The organism is Isoptericola sp. GX10416, from assembly GCF_056590155.1.
Genome location: NZ_JBWPVO010000016.1, coordinates 64,051 through 83,166, shown reverse-complemented (window position 1 = coordinate 83,166; position 19,116 = coordinate 64,051). Strand labels below are relative to the sequence as shown.

The 19,116-nt window shown below is 72.9% G+C and carries 17 protein-coding genes; 6 read left to right on the top strand and 11 right to left on the bottom strand.

Features of this window, described 5'->3' with window-relative positions; genetic code table 11:
- Window positions 1–90: 90 nt before the first annotated feature.
- Together ACWAT2_RS17895 and ACWAT2_RS17890 are read right to left on the bottom strand one after the other, a co-directional pair.
- Window positions 91–2,163 (bottom strand): beta-galactosidase, encoded by a 2,073-nt coding sequence (locus tag ACWAT2_RS17895; RefSeq protein ID WP_402377797.1) that lies wholly within the window; start codon window positions 2,161–2,163, stop codon window positions 91–93.
- 85 nt (window positions 2,164–2,248) lie between these two features.
- Window positions 2,249–3,268, bottom strand: a complete 1,020-nt coding sequence (locus ACWAT2_RS17890) for a LacI family DNA-binding transcriptional regulator (protein WP_402377794.1) — start codon at window positions 3,266–3,268, stop codon at window positions 2,249–2,251.
- 394 nt (window positions 3,269–3,662) lie between these two features.
- Here ACWAT2_RS17890 and ACWAT2_RS17885 point away from each other — a divergent pair, with 394 nt between their 5' ends.
- From ACWAT2_RS17885 to ACWAT2_RS17865, 5 genes are read left to right on the top strand one after another with little or no spacing between them, the layout of a single operon-like run.
- A complete protein-coding gene (locus ACWAT2_RS17885; RefSeq protein WP_402377791.1) occupies window positions 3,663–4,028 on the top strand; it encodes an L-rhamnose mutarotase in 366 nt (121 codons plus the stop codon).
- Window positions 4,029–4,040: 12 nt separating this feature from the next.
- Window positions 4,041–5,207: an L-rhamnose isomerase gene (rhaI, locus tag ACWAT2_RS17880; RefSeq protein ID WP_402377789.1), complete on the top strand. Its 1,167-nt coding sequence runs from the start codon at window positions 4,041–4,043 to the stop codon at window positions 5,205–5,207.
- Window positions 5,208–5,215: 8 nt separating this feature from the next.
- On the top strand, window positions 5,216–6,157 hold the full coding sequence (locus ACWAT2_RS17875) for an alpha/beta hydrolase fold domain-containing protein (RefSeq protein ID WP_402377786.1): 942 nt from the start codon (window positions 5,216–5,218) through the stop codon (window positions 6,155–6,157).
- A complete protein-coding gene (locus ACWAT2_RS17870) occupies window positions 6,157–8,223 on the top strand; it encodes a bifunctional aldolase/short-chain dehydrogenase (RefSeq protein WP_402377784.1) in 2,067 nt (688 codons plus the stop codon). Before ACWAT2_RS17875 ends, ACWAT2_RS17870 begins: the two co-directional genes overlap by 1 nt.
- A complete protein-coding gene (locus ACWAT2_RS17865; protein WP_402377781.1) occupies window positions 8,220–9,686 on the top strand; it encodes a rhamnulokinase in 1,467 nt (488 codons plus the stop codon). The genes ACWAT2_RS17870 and ACWAT2_RS17865 overlap by 4 nt, the downstream gene beginning before the upstream one ends.
- A 31-nt stretch (window positions 9,687–9,717) precedes the next feature.
- Here ACWAT2_RS17865 and ACWAT2_RS17860 read toward each other — a convergent pair whose 3' ends face one another.
- The 4 genes from ACWAT2_RS17860 to ACWAT2_RS17845 form a co-directional block, all read right to left on the bottom strand.
- Complete coding sequence (locus ACWAT2_RS17860) at window positions 9,718–10,569, bottom strand: glycoside hydrolase family 43 protein (RefSeq protein WP_402377809.1); 852 nt, start codon at window positions 10,567–10,569, stop codon at window positions 9,718–9,720.
- On the bottom strand, window positions 10,570–11,013 hold the full coding sequence (locus tag ACWAT2_RS17855) for an RICIN domain-containing protein (protein ID WP_402377779.1): 444 nt from the start codon (window positions 11,011–11,013) through the stop codon (window positions 10,570–10,572).
- Between the two features lie 26 nt (window positions 11,014–11,039).
- The gene (locus tag ACWAT2_RS17850) at window positions 11,040–11,501 is read right to left on the bottom strand and encodes an ATP-binding protein (protein ID WP_402377776.1); all 462 of its coding nucleotides are present in this window, start codon (window positions 11,499–11,501) and stop codon (window positions 11,040–11,042) included.
- 138 nt (window positions 11,502–11,639) lie between these two features.
- Window positions 11,640–12,425, bottom strand: a complete 786-nt coding sequence (locus tag ACWAT2_RS17845) for an ABC transporter ATP-binding protein (protein ID WP_402377773.1) — start codon at window positions 12,423–12,425, stop codon at window positions 11,640–11,642.
- A 165-nt stretch (window positions 12,426–12,590) separates the two neighbouring features.
- On the opposite strand from ACWAT2_RS17845, the gene ACWAT2_RS17840 reads away from it, so the two are divergent.
- Window positions 12,591–14,840, top strand: a complete 2,250-nt coding sequence (locus ACWAT2_RS17840) for a SpoIIE family protein phosphatase (protein WP_402377770.1) — start codon at window positions 12,591–12,593, stop codon at window positions 14,838–14,840.
- A gap of 21 nt (window positions 14,841–14,861) precedes the next feature.
- Here ACWAT2_RS17840 and ACWAT2_RS17835 read toward each other — a convergent pair whose 3' ends face one another.
- From ACWAT2_RS17835 to ACWAT2_RS17815, 5 genes are all read right to left on the bottom strand, one after another.
- Window positions 14,862–15,275 (bottom strand): ATP-binding protein, encoded by a 414-nt coding sequence (locus ACWAT2_RS17835; RefSeq protein WP_402377767.1) that lies wholly within the window; start codon window positions 15,273–15,275, stop codon window positions 14,862–14,864.
- Window positions 15,272–15,610, bottom strand: coding sequence for an STAS domain-containing protein (locus ACWAT2_RS17830; protein ID WP_402377764.1), 339 nt, complete (start codon window positions 15,608–15,610; stop codon window positions 15,272–15,274). Before ACWAT2_RS17830 ends, ACWAT2_RS17835 begins: the two co-directional genes overlap by 4 nt.
- A 120-nt stretch (window positions 15,611–15,730) precedes the next feature.
- Window positions 15,731–16,600, bottom strand: a complete 870-nt coding sequence (locus ACWAT2_RS17825; RefSeq protein ID WP_402377762.1) for a sugar phosphate isomerase/epimerase family protein — start codon at window positions 16,598–16,600, stop codon at window positions 15,731–15,733.
- An 11-nt stretch (window positions 16,601–16,611) separates the two neighbouring features.
- Entirely contained in the window at window positions 16,612–17,847 is a 1,236-nt protein-coding gene (locus ACWAT2_RS17820; protein ID WP_402377806.1) for a dihydrodipicolinate synthase family protein, read from the bottom strand.
- A gap of 53 nt (window positions 17,848–17,900) precedes the next feature.
- Window positions 17,901–19,037: a Gfo/Idh/MocA family protein gene (locus ACWAT2_RS17815; protein WP_402377803.1), complete on the bottom strand. Its 1,137-nt coding sequence runs from the start codon at window positions 19,035–19,037 to the stop codon at window positions 17,901–17,903.
- Between the last annotated feature and the right edge of the window lie 79 nt (window positions 19,038–19,116).

The following is a 19,116-nucleotide window of genomic DNA, read 5'->3' as shown; positions in this document are numbered from 1 at the left end:
TTACCGATGTCGGTAGTTCGTGTCGAGATCGGCAGTGCGCACTGCCGATCTCGACACGAACTACCGACATCGGTAAAACGCGCCCGGGGGTCAGGGCGCGGGTGCCTCGCGGATGACGCGGACCGCACCAGCCGGGACGACGAGCTCACCCGCGACGGCGGTCCCACCGATCAGCTCGGTGCCCGCGACGCCGGTGAGCGGGGCGTCCGCGCCGGTGTGGTTGAGCACGAAGAGCCACGAGGTGGTGCCGTCGGCGGAGCGCCGCCGCACGGTCTCGACCCCGGCCGGGCCGACGACGTCGGGTGCGACGCCGGACTCGTCCACGAGGCGGCCGACCAGCGAGGCCAGGCCGGCTCGGTCCAGGCGGGTGCCCACGTACCACGCGGCGCCCGTGCCGACGTCGCGCCGGGTGACGGCCGGGTGGCCGTCGAGCGCGCCGTCGTCGTAGGCCGCCACGACCTCCGTGCCGTCGTCCACGTGCGTCTTCTCGGTCCAGAGGTCGGCGGTGGCGTCGCCGCCGACCACCTTGCCCGTCACGCGGACGGTCTCGGTGGCCTGCAGCGGGTAGAACTCCTCCGTGCGCAGACCGAGCAGGTCGCGGAACGCGCCGGGGTAGCCGCCGAGGCGCACGTGGTCGCAGGCGTCGACGATGCCCGAGAAGAACGTGACCGCCACCGTGGCCCCGCGCCGGGCGGCGCGCGCGACGTTCGCCGCGCCGTCGTCGTCCACGAGGTACAGGGTGGGGACGACGACGAGGTCGTAGCCGTCCAGGTCGGCGTGCGGGGTGACCGTGTCCACGGTGACGCCCTGCTCCCACAGGACCGTGTACCAGGAGCGCACCTCGTCCATGTAGCGCAGGTCCTGGGTGGGGTGGGAGCCCAGCTCGGCCGCCCACCAGGCGGGGTAGTCCACGACGAGCGCGGCACGCGCCGCGACGCGTGAGCCGCGCACCTCACCGAGCGCGCGCAGGGTGCGGCCCAGCTCGACCGTGCCACGCCAGACGTCGGTGTCGGTGCCGGCGTGCGGCACCATCGCCGAGTGGTACTTCTCGGCGCCCGCCCGGGACTGGCGCCACTGGAAGAACATCACCGAGTCCGCGCCGCGGGCGACGTGCTGCAGCGAGTTGCGCAGCATCTCGCCGGGCGCCTTGGTGCGGTTGCGCGGTTGCCAGTTGACCGCCGACGTCGAGTGCTCCATGAGGATCCACGGGTCGCCGTGGGCGACGCCGCGGGCGAGGTCGGCCGAGAGTGCGAGCTCGACGTGCCGCTCGGCGTCCGCGGCGATCGTGTAGTGGTCGTTGGCCACCACGTCGAGGTCGTCGGACCAGGAGAAGTAGTCCATCCCCTTGGTCGCCGAGGTCGTCATGAGGTTGGTCGTGGTGGGCACGTGCGGCGTGAGCTCGCGCAGCGTGTCGCGCAGGTCGCGGTAGTAGTCGAGCATCGCGTCGGAGCTGAAGCGGTCGAAGTCGAGCTCCTGGCTGGGGTTGATGAACGCCGGCACCGTCAGCGGCGGCAGCACGTCCTCGAAGTCGGCGTAGCGCTGCGACCAGAAGCTGGTGCCCCAGGCCTCGTTGAGCCGATCGACGGTGGTGTAGCGGCGCCGCAGCCAGTCGCGGAAGGCCGCGGCGGCGGCGTCGGAGTAGTCCCGCGGCACGTGGCAGCCGATCTCGTTGTCCACGTGCCACAGGGCGAGCGCCGGGTGGTCGCCGTAGCGCTCCGCCATCCGGGTGGTCATGCGCAGCGCGTACTCGCGGTGCACCGGGTGCGTCACGGCGTAGGACTGCCGGCCGCCCTGGTGCAGCACCGTGCCGTCGGCCAGGCGCGGCAGGATCTCCGGGTGCTTGCGGGTGAGCCACGGGGGCGGCGAGGCGGTGGCCGTGGCCAGGGCGACCTGGATGCCGGCGGCGTGGAGGGAGTCCAAGGTCTCGTCGAGCCACGTCCAGTCGAGCTCGCCCTCGCGAGGTTCGAGGGTGGCCCAGGAGAAGATCGCGACGCTGAGGAGGTTCACCCCGGCCTCGCGCATGAGGCGGACGTCCTCGGCGCGGACGTCGGCCGGCCACTGCTCGGGGTTGTAGTCACCGCCGAAGCCGAGGCCGTCGAGCTGCGCGTTCCACGGCCGCACGGCGGTCGTGTCGAATGAGTCGGGGGTGGTGCGTCGTCGCATGGCCGAAGTCTGCCATAAATCGATTCAAAACCGGAATCGGGGCTCCGGCACGACGGCGCCTGGAAGGTGTGGCGGGAGCGCTCGGCTAGCGGGTCGTGCTGGTGGAGGACTCGCGCACGACCAGCTCCGGCTGGAAGACCACGTGCTCGGCCGGGGCGTCGCCGCCGCGCAGCATCAGGTCGGCCGCTCGCCTGCCCAGCTCGTGCCGCGGCTGGCGCACCGAGGTCAGAGGTGTCGCGAGCTCCGCCGCGAAGGTGACGTCGTCGTACCCGACGAGCGCGACGTCGTCGGGCACCGACACCCCGGACCGGCGCAGCGTCCGCAGCGCGCCGAGCGCGACGAGGTCGTTGACGCAGAACACGGCGGTCGGACCGGGTGCGTCCAGCAGGGTGCGGACGCCGGCCTCGCCGCCGTCGGCGTCGAGGCTGACCGGTATCTCCACCAGCGCCTCGTCAGGGTCGTGCCCCGCATCGGCGAGCGCCTGGCGCACGCCCTCGAGGCGGTCGGCGCACTGGCGGATCGAGTGCGCCCCGTTGAGGAAGGCGATGCGGGAGTGCCCCTGCTCGAGCAGGTGCCGCGTCGCCATCGCGCCGCCGTCGACGTCGTCCACGGCCACCGAGGACACGGACTCCACCGGCGAGGGATGGTCCAGGAGCACGACGCCGATCCCGCGCTCCCGCACGGCGAGCAGGTGCTCGATGCTGTCCGAGGTCGGGACCACCATCACGCCGCGCACGCCGTGCTCCTCGAACAGGCGCAGATAGCGGGCCTCGCGCTCGGGGTCGCGGTCCGAGCTGGCCACCATGAGCGTGTAGTCGTCGGCGGTGAGCCGCTCCTCGATCCCGCGCGTCACGTCGGTGAAGAACGGGTTGGAGATGTCCAGCACGATCGCGCCCACGGTCGTGATGCGCCCGGCGCGGAGCTGGCGCGCGGAGCCGTTGCGGACGAACGACAGCTCGGCGATGGCCGCCTCGACGCGCTCGCGGGTGCCGGGGGAGACCCGGTCGGGCCGGTTGAGCACGTTCGACACCGTGCCGACGGAGACGCCGGCGTGCCGCGCGACGTCGGAGATCGACGTGCGCCGGTGGTGCGTGCGGGGCGGCATGGGTTCCCTCTCCTCGTCGACAGGTTCCCGGTTCCGGGCGGGCGGTCGGCCGACCGCACCCAGGGATCGTAGCCGTTCGGACGGGGGGCGACCGACCGGCTCGCGGGGCGGACGGAAACCGGTTGCCCGATATGGTTGCGGCGGCGGGTGCCGCTGCGGTCGGTACGTCCTGCTGCGGTCGGCATGTCTCGCTCGGCGTTGCTCGCTGCGGTCGGTACGTCCCGCTCCGGTCGGTCGCTCGAGTTGCCGACCGCGACGGACGTTGCCGACTGGAGCGCCGGCTCGGCGCGGACCGGGCTGGGCGGCCTTGCGCTGGTCGGGGACCACCAGGTACGTTGACGATCTTGAATCGATTCACCACCTGCGTCGAGGACGATGCGAAGGAGGACCGACGGTGGTTCGTACCGACAGCGGCACGCGCCGCGTGATGTTCCGGTTCCGGGTGCGCCCGGACCGGCTCGAGGAGTACTCGCGCCGCCACGCCGAGGTGTGGCCGCAGATGCTGCGCGCCCTGCACGAGACCGGCTGGCGCAACTACTCGATCTTCACCGCCCCGGACGGCACGGTCGTCGGCTACTTCGAGAGCGACGACCCGGACGCCGCGCGTGCGGACATGGGTCTGCACGACGTCAACGCGCGCTGGCAGGCCGAGATGGCCGAGTTCTTCGACGGCGCCGGCCCCGACGAGTCGATGACCGAGCTCACGCCGATCTTCCACCTCGAGACGCAGCTCGCGGCGAGCAGCACCACCCAGGACTGAAAGAGGACGACCATGCCCAGCTTCGACGACATCATCCCGGTCCTGGACCGCCTCGCCATCGAGGTGCCCTCCTGGGCGTACGGCAACTCCGGGACGCGCTTCAAGGTCTTCTCCACCCCGGGCACGCCGCGCAACCCCGAGGAGAAGATCGCCGACGCCGCGCAGGTCCACCGGCTCACCGGCCTGGCCCCGACGGTGGCGCTGCACATCCCGTGGGACAAGGTCGACGACTACGCGGCCCTCCAGCGCTACGCGAACGACCAGGGCGTCACCCTGGGCACGATCAACTCCAACACGTTCCAGGACAACGCCTACAAGCTCGGCTCCCTGACGCACACCGACCCGGCCGTGCGCCGCCAGGCGATCGACCACCACCTCGAGTGCATCGAGATCATGGACGCCACCGGGTCGCAGGACCTGAAGATCTGGCTGGCCGACGGTTCGAACTACCCGGGCCAGGCGGACATCCGTACCCGGCAGGACCTGCTGCACGAGGCGCTGACCGAGATCTACGCCCGGCTCGGGGACTCCCAGCGCATGGTGCTCGAGTACAAGTTCTTCGAGCCGGCGTTCTACCACACGGACGTGCCGGACTGGGGCACCTCGTACGCCCAGGTGGCGGCCCTCGGCGACAAGGCGTACGTCTGCCTCGACACCGGCCACCACGCCCCCGGCACCAACATCGAGTTCATCGTGGCGCAGCTCCTGCGCCTCGGGAAGCTGGGCTCGTTCGACTTCAACTCGCGGTTCTACGCCGACGACGACCTCATCGTCGGCGCCGCCGACCCGTTCCAGCTCTTCCGCATCATGGCCGAGGTCAGCCGCGGCGGCGGCCTCGACGAGGGTTCGCAGGTGGCGCTCATGCTCGACCAGTGCCACAACATCGAGGACAAGGTGCCGGGCCAGATCCGCTCCGTGCTCAACGTCCAGGAGATGACGGCGCGGGCCCTGCTGCTCGACCGCGACGCCCTGGTCAAGGCCCAGGAGGCGGGCGACGTGCTGGCCGCGAACGCGATCTACATGGACGCCTTCTACACCGACGTGCGGCCCGCGCTCGCCGAGTACCGCGCCGCTCGCGGCCTGCCCGCGGACCCGATGGCCGCGTTCGCGGAGTCCGGCTACCTGCCGAGGATCGCCGCGGAGCGCGTCGGCGGTCAGCAGGCCGGCTGGGGTGCATGATCGGCGCCATGACCATCACGGACCTGGTCCTCGACGGCCCCCACGGAAACCTCCCTGTCCGCCTCTACCCGGTGCCGGACGGCGTCACCTGCGTCGCAGGGCTCGTCTGGGCGCACGGCGGCGGGTTCATGCACGGTGACCTCGACATGGCGGAGGCCGACCACGTCGCGCGCACGCTCGCCGGGCGCGGTGTCGCCGTGGTGAGCGTGGACTACCGGCTGTGCCCGGAGGTCGACCGGGACGACGTCGACGCTTCCGTCGAGGTCGGCGGCGTCCGGTTCCCGGTGGCGCACGACGAGCTCGCCTTCGTGTTCCGCTGGGCGGTCGAGACGGGCCTCGGCGTACCGTCCGGCACGTGGTCCCTCGGCGGTGCCAGCGCCGGCGGCAACCTCGCCGCCGGGGTGTCCTTGCGCCTGCGCGACGACGCGACCGAGCCCGCCGGCACGACCTCCGTGCCGCCGTCGGGCACCGCGGAGCGCCCGACGCCGCGCAGCGTGGTGCTGGCCTACCCGGTGCTGCACGAGGCGCTGCCGACGCCGAGCCCGGAGCTGGCGGAGAAGATCGCGGCGCTGCCCGAGGGGCGCGACTTCCCCCCGGACGTGGTGCGCACGATGAACGCCAACTACCTGGGCCACCGGCGCGGGTCGGGGTCGCCGTACGCGTTCCCCGGCGGGGCGGACCTGCGCGGGCTGCCGCCGACGATGATCGTCAACTCCGACCACGACGCCCTGCGGTCCTCCGGCGAGGCGTACGCCGCCGAGCTCGCGGCGGCCGGCACGGACGTCCACCTCGTCCGCGAGGACGGCACGTTCCACGGTCACCTCAACGACCCGGAGCATCCCGGCTGCGCGCGCAGCCTCGCCCGCATGGCCGCCTGGCTCACCGTCGACGGGCTCGTCGGCACGACCCACGAACCACCGATCCGACCCGAACCTCCCCGGAGCTCCTGATGACGAACGAGACCGCTCACCCGACCGTCGAGGCCCTCGTCGCCCGGTCGAACCGCCTGGGCGCGGACCCGAAGAACACCAACTACGCCGGCGGCAACACCTCCGCGAAGGGCACCGCGACCGACCCGGTCACCGGGCGGGACGTCGAGCTGCTGTGGGTCAAGGGTTCCGGCGGCGACCTGGGCACGCTGACGGAGAAGGGCCTGGCGGTGCTGCGCCTGGACCGCATGCGCGCCCTGGTGGCCGTCTACCCGGGTGTCGAGCGCGAGGACGAGATGGTCACCGCGTTCGACTACTGCCTGCACGGCAAGGGTGGCGCCGCCCCCAGCATCGACACCGCGATGCACGGGCTCGTCGACGCCGCGCACGTGGACCACCTGCACCCGGACTCGGGCATCGCGATCGCCACGGCGGCGGACGGCCCGGAGCTCACGCAGAAGATCTTCGGCGGCAAGGTCGTGTGGGTGCCGTGGCGCCGCCCCGGGTTCCAGCTGGGTCTGGACATCGCGAAGATCAAGGCGGAGCACCCCGACGCGATCGGCACCGTCCTGGGCGGGCACGGCATCACGGCGTGGGGCGACACGGCCGAGGAGGCCGAGGCGAACTCGCTGTGGATCATCGACACCGCCGCGGCGTACATCGCCGAGCACGGTGCGCCCGAGCCGTTCGGTCCGGCGCTCGACGGCTACGGGGCGCTGCCCGCGGCTGAGCGTCGTGCCAAGGCCGCCGCCCTGGCCCCGCACCTGCGCGCCATCGCCTCGCACGACAAGCCGCAGGTCGGCCACTTCACCGACGCCGACGTGGTGCTGGACTTCCTGGCCGCGGAGCGGCACCCGGAGCTCGCCGCCCTGGGCACGTCCTGCCCGGACCACTTCCTGCGGACCAAGGTCAAGCCGCTCGTGATCGACCTGCCGGCGACGGCGAGCGTCGAAGAGATCGTCGAGCGCCTGCCGGAGCTGCACGAGGCCTACCGCGCCGACTACACCGCCTACTACGAGCGCGGCGCCGCCGAGGCCCGTGCGAAGGGCGAGGAGCCGCCGGCGATCCGTGGCGCGGACCCGCTCATCGTGCTCGTGCCGGGTGTGGGGATGTTCTCCTACGGCGGCGACAAGCAGACCGCCCGCGTGGCCGGCGAGTTCTACGTCAACGCCATCAACGTGATGCGCGGCGCCGAGGCCCTGTCCACGTACGCGCCCATCGACGAGTCCGAGAAGTTCCGCATCGAGTACTGGGCGCTGGAGGAGGCCAAGCTGCAGCGCAAGCCGAAGCCGAAGCCGCTCGCGACCCGGATCGCGTTCGTCACCGGCGCGGCGTCCGGCATCGGCAAGGCCATCGCCGAGCGGCTCGCGGCCGAGGGCGCGTGCGTGGTCGTCGCGGACCTCGACCTGGACAAGGCGCGCGCGGTGGCCGGCGAGATCGGCAGCACCGACGTCGCGATCGGGGTCGCCGCGAACGTGGCCGACGAGGCCGCCGTGCAGGCCGCGCTGAACGAGGCCGTGCTCGCGTTCGGCGGCGTCGACATCGTCGTGAACAACGCCGGCCTCTCGCTGAGCAAGTCGTTGTTCGAGACCACCGAGGCCGACTGGGACCTGCAGCACGACGTCATGGCCAAGGGCTCGTTCCTCGTCGCGAAGAACGCCGCACGCATCCTGGTGGACCAGAAGCTCGGCGGCGACGTCATCTACATCTCGAGCAAGAACTCGGTGTTCGCCGGGCCGAACAACATCGCCTACTCCGCCACGAAGGCCGACCAGGCCCACCAGGTGCGCCTGCTCGCGGCGGAGCTGGGCGAGCACGGCATCAAGGTCAACGGCATCAACCCCGACGGCGTGGTGCGCGGCTCGGGCATCTTCGCCTCCGGGTGGGGCGCCAACCGCGCCAAGACGTACGGGATCGAGGAGGAGGACCTGGGCGCGTTCTACGCCCAGCGCACCCTGCTCAAGCGCGAGGTGCTGCCGGAGAACATCGCCAACGCGGCGTTCGCGCTCTGCACGGCCGACTTCTCGCACACCACCGGCCTGCACGTGCCCGTCGACGCGGGCGTGGCGCAGGCGTTCCTCCGGTGACGGCGTTCGTCGCCGTCGACCTCGGGGCGACCAGCGGACGGGTGATGCTCGGGGTGGTCTCCGGGGCGGCAGGCGACGAGCACGTCGACCTCACCGAGGTGGCCCGGTTCGGCAACGGGCCGGTCGAGGTCCCCGAGGCCGCGGGCACCGCGCTGCACTGGGACGTGCTCCACCTGTGGCGCGGGGTCCTGGACGGCCTGCGCGCCGCCGGGGCACTCGCCCGCGAGCAGGGCGTCGAGGTCGCCGGGATCGGCATCGACTCCTGGGCCGTCGACCACGGGCTGTTCGCCGCGGACGGCACGCTGCTCGGCAACCCGCGCCACCACCGCGACCCCCGCCTCTCCGGGGTCGCCGAGGAGGTCCTGGGCCGGCTGGGTGCCGCCGAGCACTACGCCGTCAACGGGCTGCAGACCCTGCCGTTCAACACGGAGTTCCAGCTCGTCGCCGCGCGGCATGACGCCGTGTGGCCGCTGGTCGACTCGATCCGGCTGATCCCGGACCTGCTCGGCTCCTGGCTCACCGGCGCCACCATCGCCGAGGTCACCAACGCCTCGACGACCGGCCTGCTGGACGCGACCACCCGCCGGTGGTCGCAGCCCGTGCTCGACGCCCTGGCCCGCGAGTACCCCGAGCTGGGCGACCTGCGCGCCCGGCTGGGCGACGTCGTCGAACCGGGGACCGTCGTCGGGCACCTCACCGCCGCCGTGCAGGCAGCCACCGGGCTCGGCGCGGTGCCGGTGATCGCGGTCGGGTCGCACGACACGGCCTCGGCCGTGGTCGGGGTGCCCGCCGCCGACGAGCGGTTCGCCTACGTCTCCTCGGGGACGTGGTCGTTGGTCGGCGTCGAGCTCGACGTCCCGGTCCTGACCGAGGAGAGCCGTCGGGCGAACGTCACCAACGAGCTGGGTGTCGACGGCACCGTGCGATACCTGAAGAACGTCATGGGCCTGTGGGTGCTGTCCGAGACCCTGCGCACCTGGCGTGAGGCCGGGACCGAGGTGTCGCTCGCCGAGGCGCTCGCGGCCGCGGCCGACGCGCAGCCCGGGCGCACCGTCGTCGACGTCGACGCCCCCGAGTTCCTGCCGCCCGGCGACATGCCGGAACGGATCGAGGCAGCCGCGCGGGCGTCCGGTCAGCCGGTGCCCGACGGCGTGGGGCAGGTCGTGCGGTGCATCCTCGACTCCCTCGCGGACGCCTACCGGCAGGTGCTGGAGGAGGTCACGCGGCTCTCGGGCCGCGAGGTCGAGGTGCTGCACGTCGTCGGTGGCGGGTCCCAGAACGAGCTGCTGTGCCGCCTCACGGCGGAGGCGACCGGGCTGCCCGTGGTGGCAGGGCCGGTCGAGGGTGCGGCGCTGGGGAACGTCGTCGTCCAGGCGAGGGCCGCCGGCGTGCTCGCCGGCGACCTCGCGGTGCTGCGCGCCGTCGTGCGCCGCTCGGCGCACCTGGTGCGCTACGACCCCTGACGCAGCAGCAGCAACCAGAGGTGGCAGGCCCTTACTCGCCCGACGGCGGGGTCATCGCCTGCCCCGACGGGACCGGTGCGCCGAAGACGGGCCACCCGGTCGCGTCGTAGCTGACCTTCTGCACGCGCGTCTGGCGGGTGTCACCGCAGCCGTGCGACGCAGACGTGTTGCCGTGGTAGATGATCCAGTCCTCGGTGCCGTCCGGACTCTTGAAGAACCCGTTGTGCCCGGTCCCGTAGACGCCGTTGCCCTGCGGCATGGCAGGGACGGGCGACTTGGTCCAGTGGCCGGGGTCCATCGGGTCCGACCCGGTGAGCTCGAGCAGCCCGATCGTGTAGTCCGGGGTGTTGCACGACGACGCGGAGTACGAGACGAACGTGCGGCCACCGTGCTTCAGCACCTCGGCGCCCTCGTTGACGCGTGCGCCCTGGGTCTCCCACGAGTGCGTCGGGGTGGAGAAGGTCGCCGGCTGGCCGACGGTCGTCCACGGGTTGCTCATCTCGACGATGCGGTTCGTCTGGTCGGGGCCGATCCACTCGGAGAACAGCATGGAGAGACGGCCGCCGTGCTCCAGGTAGGAGCTGTCGATGTTCCACCGGTCCGGCATCGGAGTCCCCATGAACTCGTACGGCCCCATGGGTGTGTCGCTCTGCGAGCGCAGCACGTGGATCTTCTGGCCGTCGAGGTTCGTCTGGGAGTTCCCCGACGTGTACGTGAGGTACCAGGTGCCGTCGATGCGGTGGAACTCGGGTGCCCAGTGGCTGCAGCAGCGCGACGGGACGCCGACGTCGTCCCAGACGACCTGGTCCGGTGCGGAGGACAGGCCGGCAAGGGTGGTGGCGCGCCGCATGATCACGGTGGAGTCCCACGTGGTGGTGGACAGCTAGTAGTGGCCGTCCCAGTGCTGTAGCCACGGGTCGGCGCCGTTCGTGCGGATCGGGTTGGCCAGCGCGGCGGCGGCACCGTCGACGGGCAGGAGCTGCCACCTCTGCACGGCCGCGCCGTTGTCGGTGTGCTGGGAGATGCGCGCTCCGGGCTCGGTGGCGAAGTCGTACAGGTCGAGCGCCCTGCCGGAGAACCGGTTGAGGAACGTGACCGTCCCGTCGGAGTTCTCCCGGACCTGCCACTGCTGGTTCTCGGCGTCCAGGTCGTCCCACTGGACGATGTCGGCGCCGTTCTCGGCGTCCCAGCCGTAGACGTCGAGCACCATGCCCGAGTGCCGGACCTGGATCCGGTAGTAGCCGTCGCCCGAGTCGAGGAACCGGAACTGCTGGCTCTCGCCGTCCCAGCGGTCCCACTGCTGGAGCAGAGCTACGTTAGCGCTCACATGCGGTGGCCCGGGAGAGCGGGCGACTAGGCGGCCGGGTCGCCCTCGGACGAGCCAGGCACGACGAACCGGGCCCAGACGTGCTTCGCGCCGTCCGGTGTGCGGTACCAGCCGACGTCGTCGGCGATGCGCAGGGCCAGCTGGAGGCCGAATCCGCCCTCGCCCAGCTTGCGGTCCGGGGAGAGCACCGGTGGGCTGTCGGGGCAGCGGTCCATGACCGAGACGGTGACGGCCACGCCGTCGGACACCACGTCGAGCCGGGCCGGGCCGTCGGTGTGCTCGAGGGCGTTGGCGGTCAGCTCGCTCGCGACGAGGACGATGTTCTGCAGCAGCGAGCGGGTCGGTTCGGTCTCGGCGCACGGCGTCGGCGTCTCTGCGCACAGGGTCTCCTGCAGCCGCGAGCGCGCGCTGGACAGCCCGTCGACGCTGACGACGGTCCAGGTGCCGACGAGCCTGGACCGCAGGGACGTGGCAGCGTCCTTGGTCATGGCATCACGGGGGTCGCGCCGCAGGTGGGGGTGAGCATCGCTACTCCTCATCACGGGCCGCACACGGGCCTCAGGTCCGCGACGACATTACCTCTGACGTCGCGGCTCTGCCCGTCGTGGCCGCCGGAGCGGCGTACCTCACCGGAAGCGCTGGACGGCCTGCGGTGCAGCCTCGGCGAGCTCCCGGACGGACGGGTGCGACGACTCGGCGAGCACGGCCGAGAGCGCCCCCGAGGCGACGAACGTGCCCTCGGCGAGGACGTGGACCGTCGGGCAGAGGCGCTCGACCAGCTCGAGGTCGTGCGAGACCAGGAGCACCGCGGTGCCGGCCTCGGCGGCGGCGTCCCCGAGACGGCGGACCACCTCGCCACGCATGGCGGGGTCGACGGCGGTGAGCGGCTCGTCGAGCAGCAGCGCGCCCGGGCGGGTGGCCAGCGCCGCGGCGAGCGCCACCCGCTGCTTCTCCCCGCCTGAGAGGGTGCCGACCTGCCGGGACGCGAAGCGTGGTTCGAGCGCGACGTCGGTGAGGACCTCCTCGACCGTGCGGCCGCTCGCGCGACCGGTCCGGCGGGCGTCGGACAGGGCCTTGGCGACCACGCGGTCGACGGTGGAGCGGGGGTCGACGTCGGCGATGCCCTCCTGGGCCACCCGGCGGACCTGTGCGCGGAACGTCTTCTTGTCCCGCAGACCGATCCGGCTGACGGTGCGTCCGGACCAGGTGACGCGGCCGCGCGTGGGTCGCACCTGGCCGACCAGCGCGCGGACGATCGTCGACTTGCCCGCCCCGGACGGCCCGATGATGCCGACCGGGGCGTCGCCGGGGGAGAGCTCGAGGTCGATGCCGTGCACGACGTCGCCGCCCCCGTACCCGGCGGCGAGGCCGTCGGCGCGCAGGACGGGGGGCTGGCTGGAGCTCGTGCTCATCGGTGCTCTCCTGAGGGGGACGCGTGGTGGCCCGCCGGACGGGAAACGGCCGGCGGGCCGTCCTGTCTGACGAGCGAGAGGCCGACTTGGTTCCGGGGTCTGACGGCGGAGTGCCGGCGGGACGTTACCCTTGGGGGTCCAAGCAATCAAGTCCGGGGGGTGCAGGTGACGAGGTCCGTCGCGGCTTCAGCCGTCCCGGGACCAGTCGAGGACGCGACGGAGGCGCACGCGCCGGGCACCGTGACGGTGCAGCCGCGCGGCCTGCTGCTGACGGTCCGTGCGTCCGACGGCGTCGTGCTGCAGACGTCGGCCCGCACGGAGTCGGTCGGTCTGCGCCCGGCGGAGGTCCTGGGGCGCCCGCTCTCGGAGGTGCTGGGCCCGCAGGCCGCCGGCCAGGTCCTCTCGCCCGTCGTGGCGGGCACCGACCTCGCGTCCGTCAACCCGGTGGTGCTCGAGCTGCCCGAGGAGCGGGGCGGCGGCGGGTACGACGCGATCCTCCACCGGCCGCACGGCGACCCGGCGCCCGCCCAGCCCTCCGTGGTGGTGGAGATCGAGCCGGCGCAGTCCGCCACCGGGCGCGGCTCGAGCGGCTACGGACCGCTGCGCACGGCGCTCGCCGACCTGGAGCGGGCCGGCTCGATCGAGGAGCTCTACGACGTCGCGCTGGAGGCGTTGCGGGCCCGCACGGGCTTCGAACGGGCGTCGCTGTACCTGCTCGACCCGCAGGGGAACTCCGAGATCGTCGCGGAGTCGCGCGCTCGCGGGCTGGTGCCGTGGACGGGTGTCCACTTCCCGGCGTCGGACATCCCACTGGAGGTGCGCGAGCTGCACGCTCGCGTGCGGGTGCACCTCATCGACGACGTCGATGCGGACCCCGTTCCGGTGCTCACCCACGACGACGGCGACCCCACCCCGCCGTCGGACCTGAGCGCCGCCACGCTGCGTGCCGAGCCGCGCGCGTACGTGGAGCTGCACCGCTCACGCGGCGCCCGTGCCGCCCTGGGGGTCGGCCTGTTCCACGGCGGCGAGCTGTGGGGTGTCGTCTACTGCCACCACTACGGAGGCCCGCAGCGGGTGCCGTACGAGGTTCTGGTGGAGGTCGAGCTGCTGGCGCGCAGCCTGTCGGCCCTCCGTGCCGCACAGCTCGGCACGGACAAGGACTCGGAGGCGCACCGCCAGGACCGGGTCCTGGCGCACCTCGCCGCCGACTCCCGCGACGAGTCGGTCCCCCTGGGTACCGCGATCACGCGGTCCGGCTGGACGCGTCGGCTGGTGCGGGCGGACGGCGCGATCGTCAGCGCCGAGGGGCGTGTGACGAGCGTCGGGCAGGTCCCCGACGACGCGGGCCGGCGCGCGCTCATCGCGTGGGTCGCCGAGGCGGGCGAGGAGGTCGTGACGACCGACTGCCTGGGTGAGGCCGCTCCGGACGTCGCGGCCGTCGCGCCCGACGTCGCGGGCGTCATGGGTATCGCCCTGCCCGAGGGGCAGGTGCTCATCTGGCTGCGCGACGAGGTCCAGCGCCGGGTCGAGTGGGGCAGCGACCCCACCGTGAGCCGACCGGTGCGTACCGACGACCCGATCCGCACGATGCTGCGCGCCTCGGAGGAGCGGTGGCGAGAGGTCGTCGACCGCCACAGCCTGCCGTGGCTCCCGGACCAGGTAGAGAGTGCCGCCGCGCTGCGCGGGCACCTGCTGGAGGCTCTCTACCTGCGAGGTCGCAAAGAGGTGCGTGCGACGGAGGAGCTGCAGCGCAGCCTGCTGCCGCACGAGCTCGCCGACGTCGACGGCTGGAGCATCGACGCGCGCTACGAGGCGGCGGGCGCCGGGCTCGTGGGCGGCGACTGGTACGACGCCCTCGTCCTGCCGACCGGGCACCTGGCGCTGGTCGTGGGCGACGTGACGGGTCACGGGCTGCAGGCGGCCGCGACGATGGGCCAGCTGCGCACCGCGATGCGGACGTCGCTGGTCGGCAGCGACTCGGCCCACGAGGCCGCGCGGCTGCTGTTCGAGGTCGTGCGCTGGACGCTGCCGGGCGAGGTCGCCACGCTGACGGTGGCGCTGGTCGACCCGGCGAACGGCACCGTGGAGAACGTCTCGCTGGGTCATCCGCCGTTGCTCGTGGTGCATCCCGACGGCAGCACGTGCTGGGCGCCGCTGGCGGGCGCCCCGCCCCTCGGGCTGGCCGGGGAGGTGCCGCCGGCGAGCCGTCTGGAGGTGCCGCCCGGCGGATCGCTGGTGCTCTACAGCGACGGGCTCGTCGAGCGTCGCGACGAGTCTGTCACCGACGGCCTGGCACGGCTCGCCGACGCGTTTCGTGCCGGGCCGCGGACCGACATCGACGACGTCGTCCGGGCCACGCGCGACGAGCGGTCGGCGGACGACGCGACGCTGATGGTGGTGCAGCGGCGAGCCTGAGCCGTGCCGGGGGCGGTGAGCTCAGGCGAACCGGGCCCAGACGTGCTTGGTGCTCCGGGTGCGGAACCACCCGACGGCGGCGGCCGCGCGGGCGGCGACCACGAGCCCGAGGCCGCCGGCGCCGCTGGTGCCCTCCACGGGAGGTGCGTCGGGGCGGTGGTCCACGACGTCGACGGCGAACGTCGACCCCTGCTGGAGCAGGCGCAGGGTGACCGGCCGGCTGCCGTACCGGACGGCGTTGGTGGCCAGCTCGGAGGCCACGAGGACGATGCGGTCCAGCCCGCGGCCCTCCTGGCGACCCTCGTCGGCGTCGACCGCGGCGGTCAACCGCTGCTGCAGCTGGGCGCGGACGTCGCAGAGGTGGTCGACGTCGCGGACGGTCCACGCCGCGATCTCGGTCAGCGAGGCGCGCAGTGTGGCCTCGACCAGCGTCATCGAACGGCCCGCGCGGTCGAGGCGGACCCGGCCCCCTCTTCCTCGAACCGGAACAGCGAGACGACGCCGGAGAGCTCGAGGAGGTCGCGGGTGCTCTCCGGCACGCCGCGCAGGACGGGCGGCTCGGGGCTGCCCTCGACCGCGTGGTAGAGCAGGCGCAGGCCGCCCGAGTCCATGAACGTCACGTCGGACAGGTCGATCACGATCTGCCGGTCCGCCGCCCGGGCCACCTGCCTGAGGTAGTCCTCGTGACGTGACTGGACGGCGGCGTCGACCTCGCCGCGCATCACCCAGAGGTAGCCGTCGTCCTCCACGCGGACATCGCCGTGGGTCACGGTTCGCTCCTTGTTGCTCGGTGCGGTGCTGACGCTCGGTGCCTGCGGCGAGCGGGCAGTGGTTCAGCAGCCGACTTTACCCCCTCCCGAGCCGAAGTTCTCGGCCCGGAGCGGGTGCTCTCAGAGGTGCGGCAGGACGTGCTCCGCGTACCGTGCGCCGACGGTGGCTGCCGTCTCTCCCGGCGGGGCCGCCCAGATCTCCTCGTTGAAGATCTCCGTCTCCACGTCGCCGGTGTACCCCGCGTCGGCCACCCACCGGGAGATGGTGGCGAAGTCGATGTACCCGTCACCGACGTGGCCCCGGGAGTTCAGCGCGGTGGGCGCGAACGGCAGGTTCCAGTCGCATACCTGGTACCCCGCGATCCGGCCCTCGCGGCCGGCCCGCGCGACGGACTCCTCCAGCGCCGGGTCCCACCACACGTGGTAGGTGTCCACGACGACGCCCACGGTGCGGGCGTCGAACGGGGCGGCGAGGTCGAGCGCCTGCCCGAGGGTCGAGATCACCGCCCGGTCCGCGGCGAACATGGGGTGCAGCGCTTCGAGGACGAGCCGCACGCCGTGCTTCTCGGCGAGCGGCGCGAGGTCGGCCAGCCGGTCCGCGACCCGCCGACGCGTGGCCACGAGGTTCCGATCGGTGCCGGGCGCCGGAGCCGCCTCGGGTGCGGAGCCAGGCAGGCCGCCGACGACGAGCACGAGCTCGGACGTGCCGACCTCGGCGGCCTCGACCAGCGCCCGCTCGTTGTCGGCCATCGCCTCGCGGACACTCTCGGGCGACGTCGCGGTGAGGAAGCCGCCGCGGCACAGCGACGAGACGCGCAGACCGGCGTCCTCCACCACCTTGCGTGCGGTCTCGGCACCGGCCTCCTGCACCTGGTGGCGCCAGAGGCCGACGGCGCCGAGACCGGCCCCGGCGGCGGCCTCGACGGCCTCGGTCAGGGATGCGTGCTTGACCGTCGCGGTGTTGAGCGAGCAGCGGGACAGGTCGGTCATGCGTGCCTCCTTCATGCGTGGGCGCCGTTCACGGTGAGCAGCGCCTGGAGGCGCGCGGCGGCGGTGTCGGGTGCGAGCAGCATCCCGCAGTCGTCCGCGAGGCGGGCGAGCTCGACGAGGTGCGCCAGGGACCGCCCGGAGTGCAGCCCGCCCACGAGCTGGAACCCGGGCTGGAACCCGTTCAGCCAGGACAGGAACGCCACCCCGGTCTTGTAGTAGTACGTGGGGGCGGTGAAGATGTGCCGGCCCAGCTTCTCGGTGGACGCGAGGATCGCGTGGCCCCGCACGGCCGCGGTCTCGGACACGACCCCGTCGTCCTGGAGCCCGACGTCGAACGCCTGCAGCGCCGTCGATGCCGCGGGATAGACCGCGGCGAAGATGCCGAGCAGGGCGTCGGAGTGTCCCTGGTCGTCCCCTGCGATGAGCTCGGGGTAGTTGAAGTCGTCGCCGGTGTAGAGCCGCACCGGGGAGCCGTCGAGGGCCGCCAGCGCGCGGCGCAGCCCGATCTCGTGCTGGGCGTCCAGCAGCGACACCTTGACGCCGTCGACCTTGTCCTGGTGGGCTTTGATGACGTCGAGGAACGTGGCGGTCGCGGTGTCCACCGCGTCGGAGCCCCAGTATCCGGCCAGTGCCGGGTCGAACATCGTGCCGAGCCAGTGCAGGATCACGGGGCGGTCGGCCTCGGCGAGCACGGCGTCGTAGACGCGGGCGTAGTCGTCGGCGGAGCGGGCGACCTTCGCCAGGGCGCGGGAGGCCATGACGATGACCTGGGCGCCGGACTCCTGCACCACGCGGACCTGCTCGCGGTAGGCGTCGGTGACGGCGGCCAGCGCCGCGGGGTCGCCCGGCTCCCAGCCCGCGACCAGCGCGGGGTCGATCTGGTCGGTGCCCGCGCCGCAGGCGATCGCGCCGCCCACCGAGGCGGCCTCGGCCGCGGAGCGGCGCACGAGCTCCTGCGTGGCGGCCCAGTCGAGCCCCATGCCGCGCTGGGCGGTGTCCATGGCGTCGGCGACGCCGAGACCGTGGCGCCAGATCTGGTGCCGGTAGGCGAGGGTCGACTCCCAGTCGACGACGGCGGGAGCGCCGGGCACGTTCTCGGCCCCGACCTGGGGGACGACGTGCGCCGCGGCGAAGGCGACCCGGGAGCGGATCGGCCCGTCGGGGACCTGCCACGGGCCGGGTGCGTTGAGCTCGCGGACCTCGGTGCCGACGAGGCGACCGCCGTCGTCGAACCGCGGCAGCCGCAGCGTGACGCCGGAGCCGGTCAGCACGGGTGCGCCGGGGAGGGTGGTCGCGGCGCTCACAGCGAGATCTCCGGCACGTCGAGGCGGCGGCCCTCGGCCGAGGACTGCAGGCCCAGCTCGGCGAGCTGGACGCCGCGAGCGGCGGAGAGCAGGTCGAAGCGGTGCGGGCGGCCGGCGACGACGTCGCGCAGGAACTCCTCCCACTGCAGCTTGAAGCCGTTGTCGAGCTCGGCGTTCGCGGGGACGTCCTGCCACTGCTCGCGGAACGGCTCGGTGGCCGGCAGGTCCGGGTTCCACACGGGCTTGGGGGTGTGCGCGCGCTGCTGGGCGACGCACTGGCGCAGGCCGGCGACGGCGGAGCCGTGCGTGCCGTCGATCTGGAACTCGACGAGCTCGTCGCGGTGGACGCGTACGGCCCACGAGGAGTTGATCTGCGCCACGACCGGGTCGCCGCCGGGGGTCTCGATCTCGAAGATGCCGTATGCGGCGTCGTCGGCGGTGGCGTCGTACTGCTTGCCCTGCTCGTCCCAGCGGGTCGGGATGTGCGTGACCGTCTGGGCGTTGACGGTCTTCACCGAGCCGAGGATGCCCTCGAGGACGTAGTTCCAGTGGCAGAACATGTCCGTGGTCATGCCGCCGCCGTCCTCCTTGCGGTAGTTCCACGAGGGGCGCTGGGCGGGCTGGACGTCGCCCTCGAACACCCAGTAGCCGAACTCGCCGCGCAGGGACAGGATGCGGCCGAAGAAGCCCTCGTCGACGAGGCGGCGGAGCTTGACCAGCCCGGGCAGGTAGAGCTTGTCGTGCACGACGCCGGCGGTCACGCCGGTCTCCTCACGGAGCCGTGCGAGGTCGATCGCCTCGGTGAGGGTCTCGGCGGTCGGCTTCTCGGTGTAGACGTGCTTGCCGGCCTTCATGGCCTTGGCGAGCGTGCCGGCGCGCAGGTTGGTCATCGCGGCGTCGAACACGACGTCGGTGTCCTCGGCGTGGATCATGGCGTCGAGGTCGGTCGTGTACTCGGCGACGTCGTGCTGCTTCGCGAGGTCGGCGAGCTTGGACTCGTTGCGGCCCACGAGGATCGGCTCGACCTGCACACGGGAGCCGTCGGGGAGCTCGACGCCGCCCTGCTCGCGGATCGGCAGGATGGAGCGCAGCAGGTGCTGGCGGTAGCCCATGCGGCCGGTCACGCCGTTCATGGCGATGCGCAGGGTGCGGGTGGTGCTCACTCGGGGACTCCTTCGTCGGTACCGGCGGGGTGCTCGGCAGGCGTGCTCG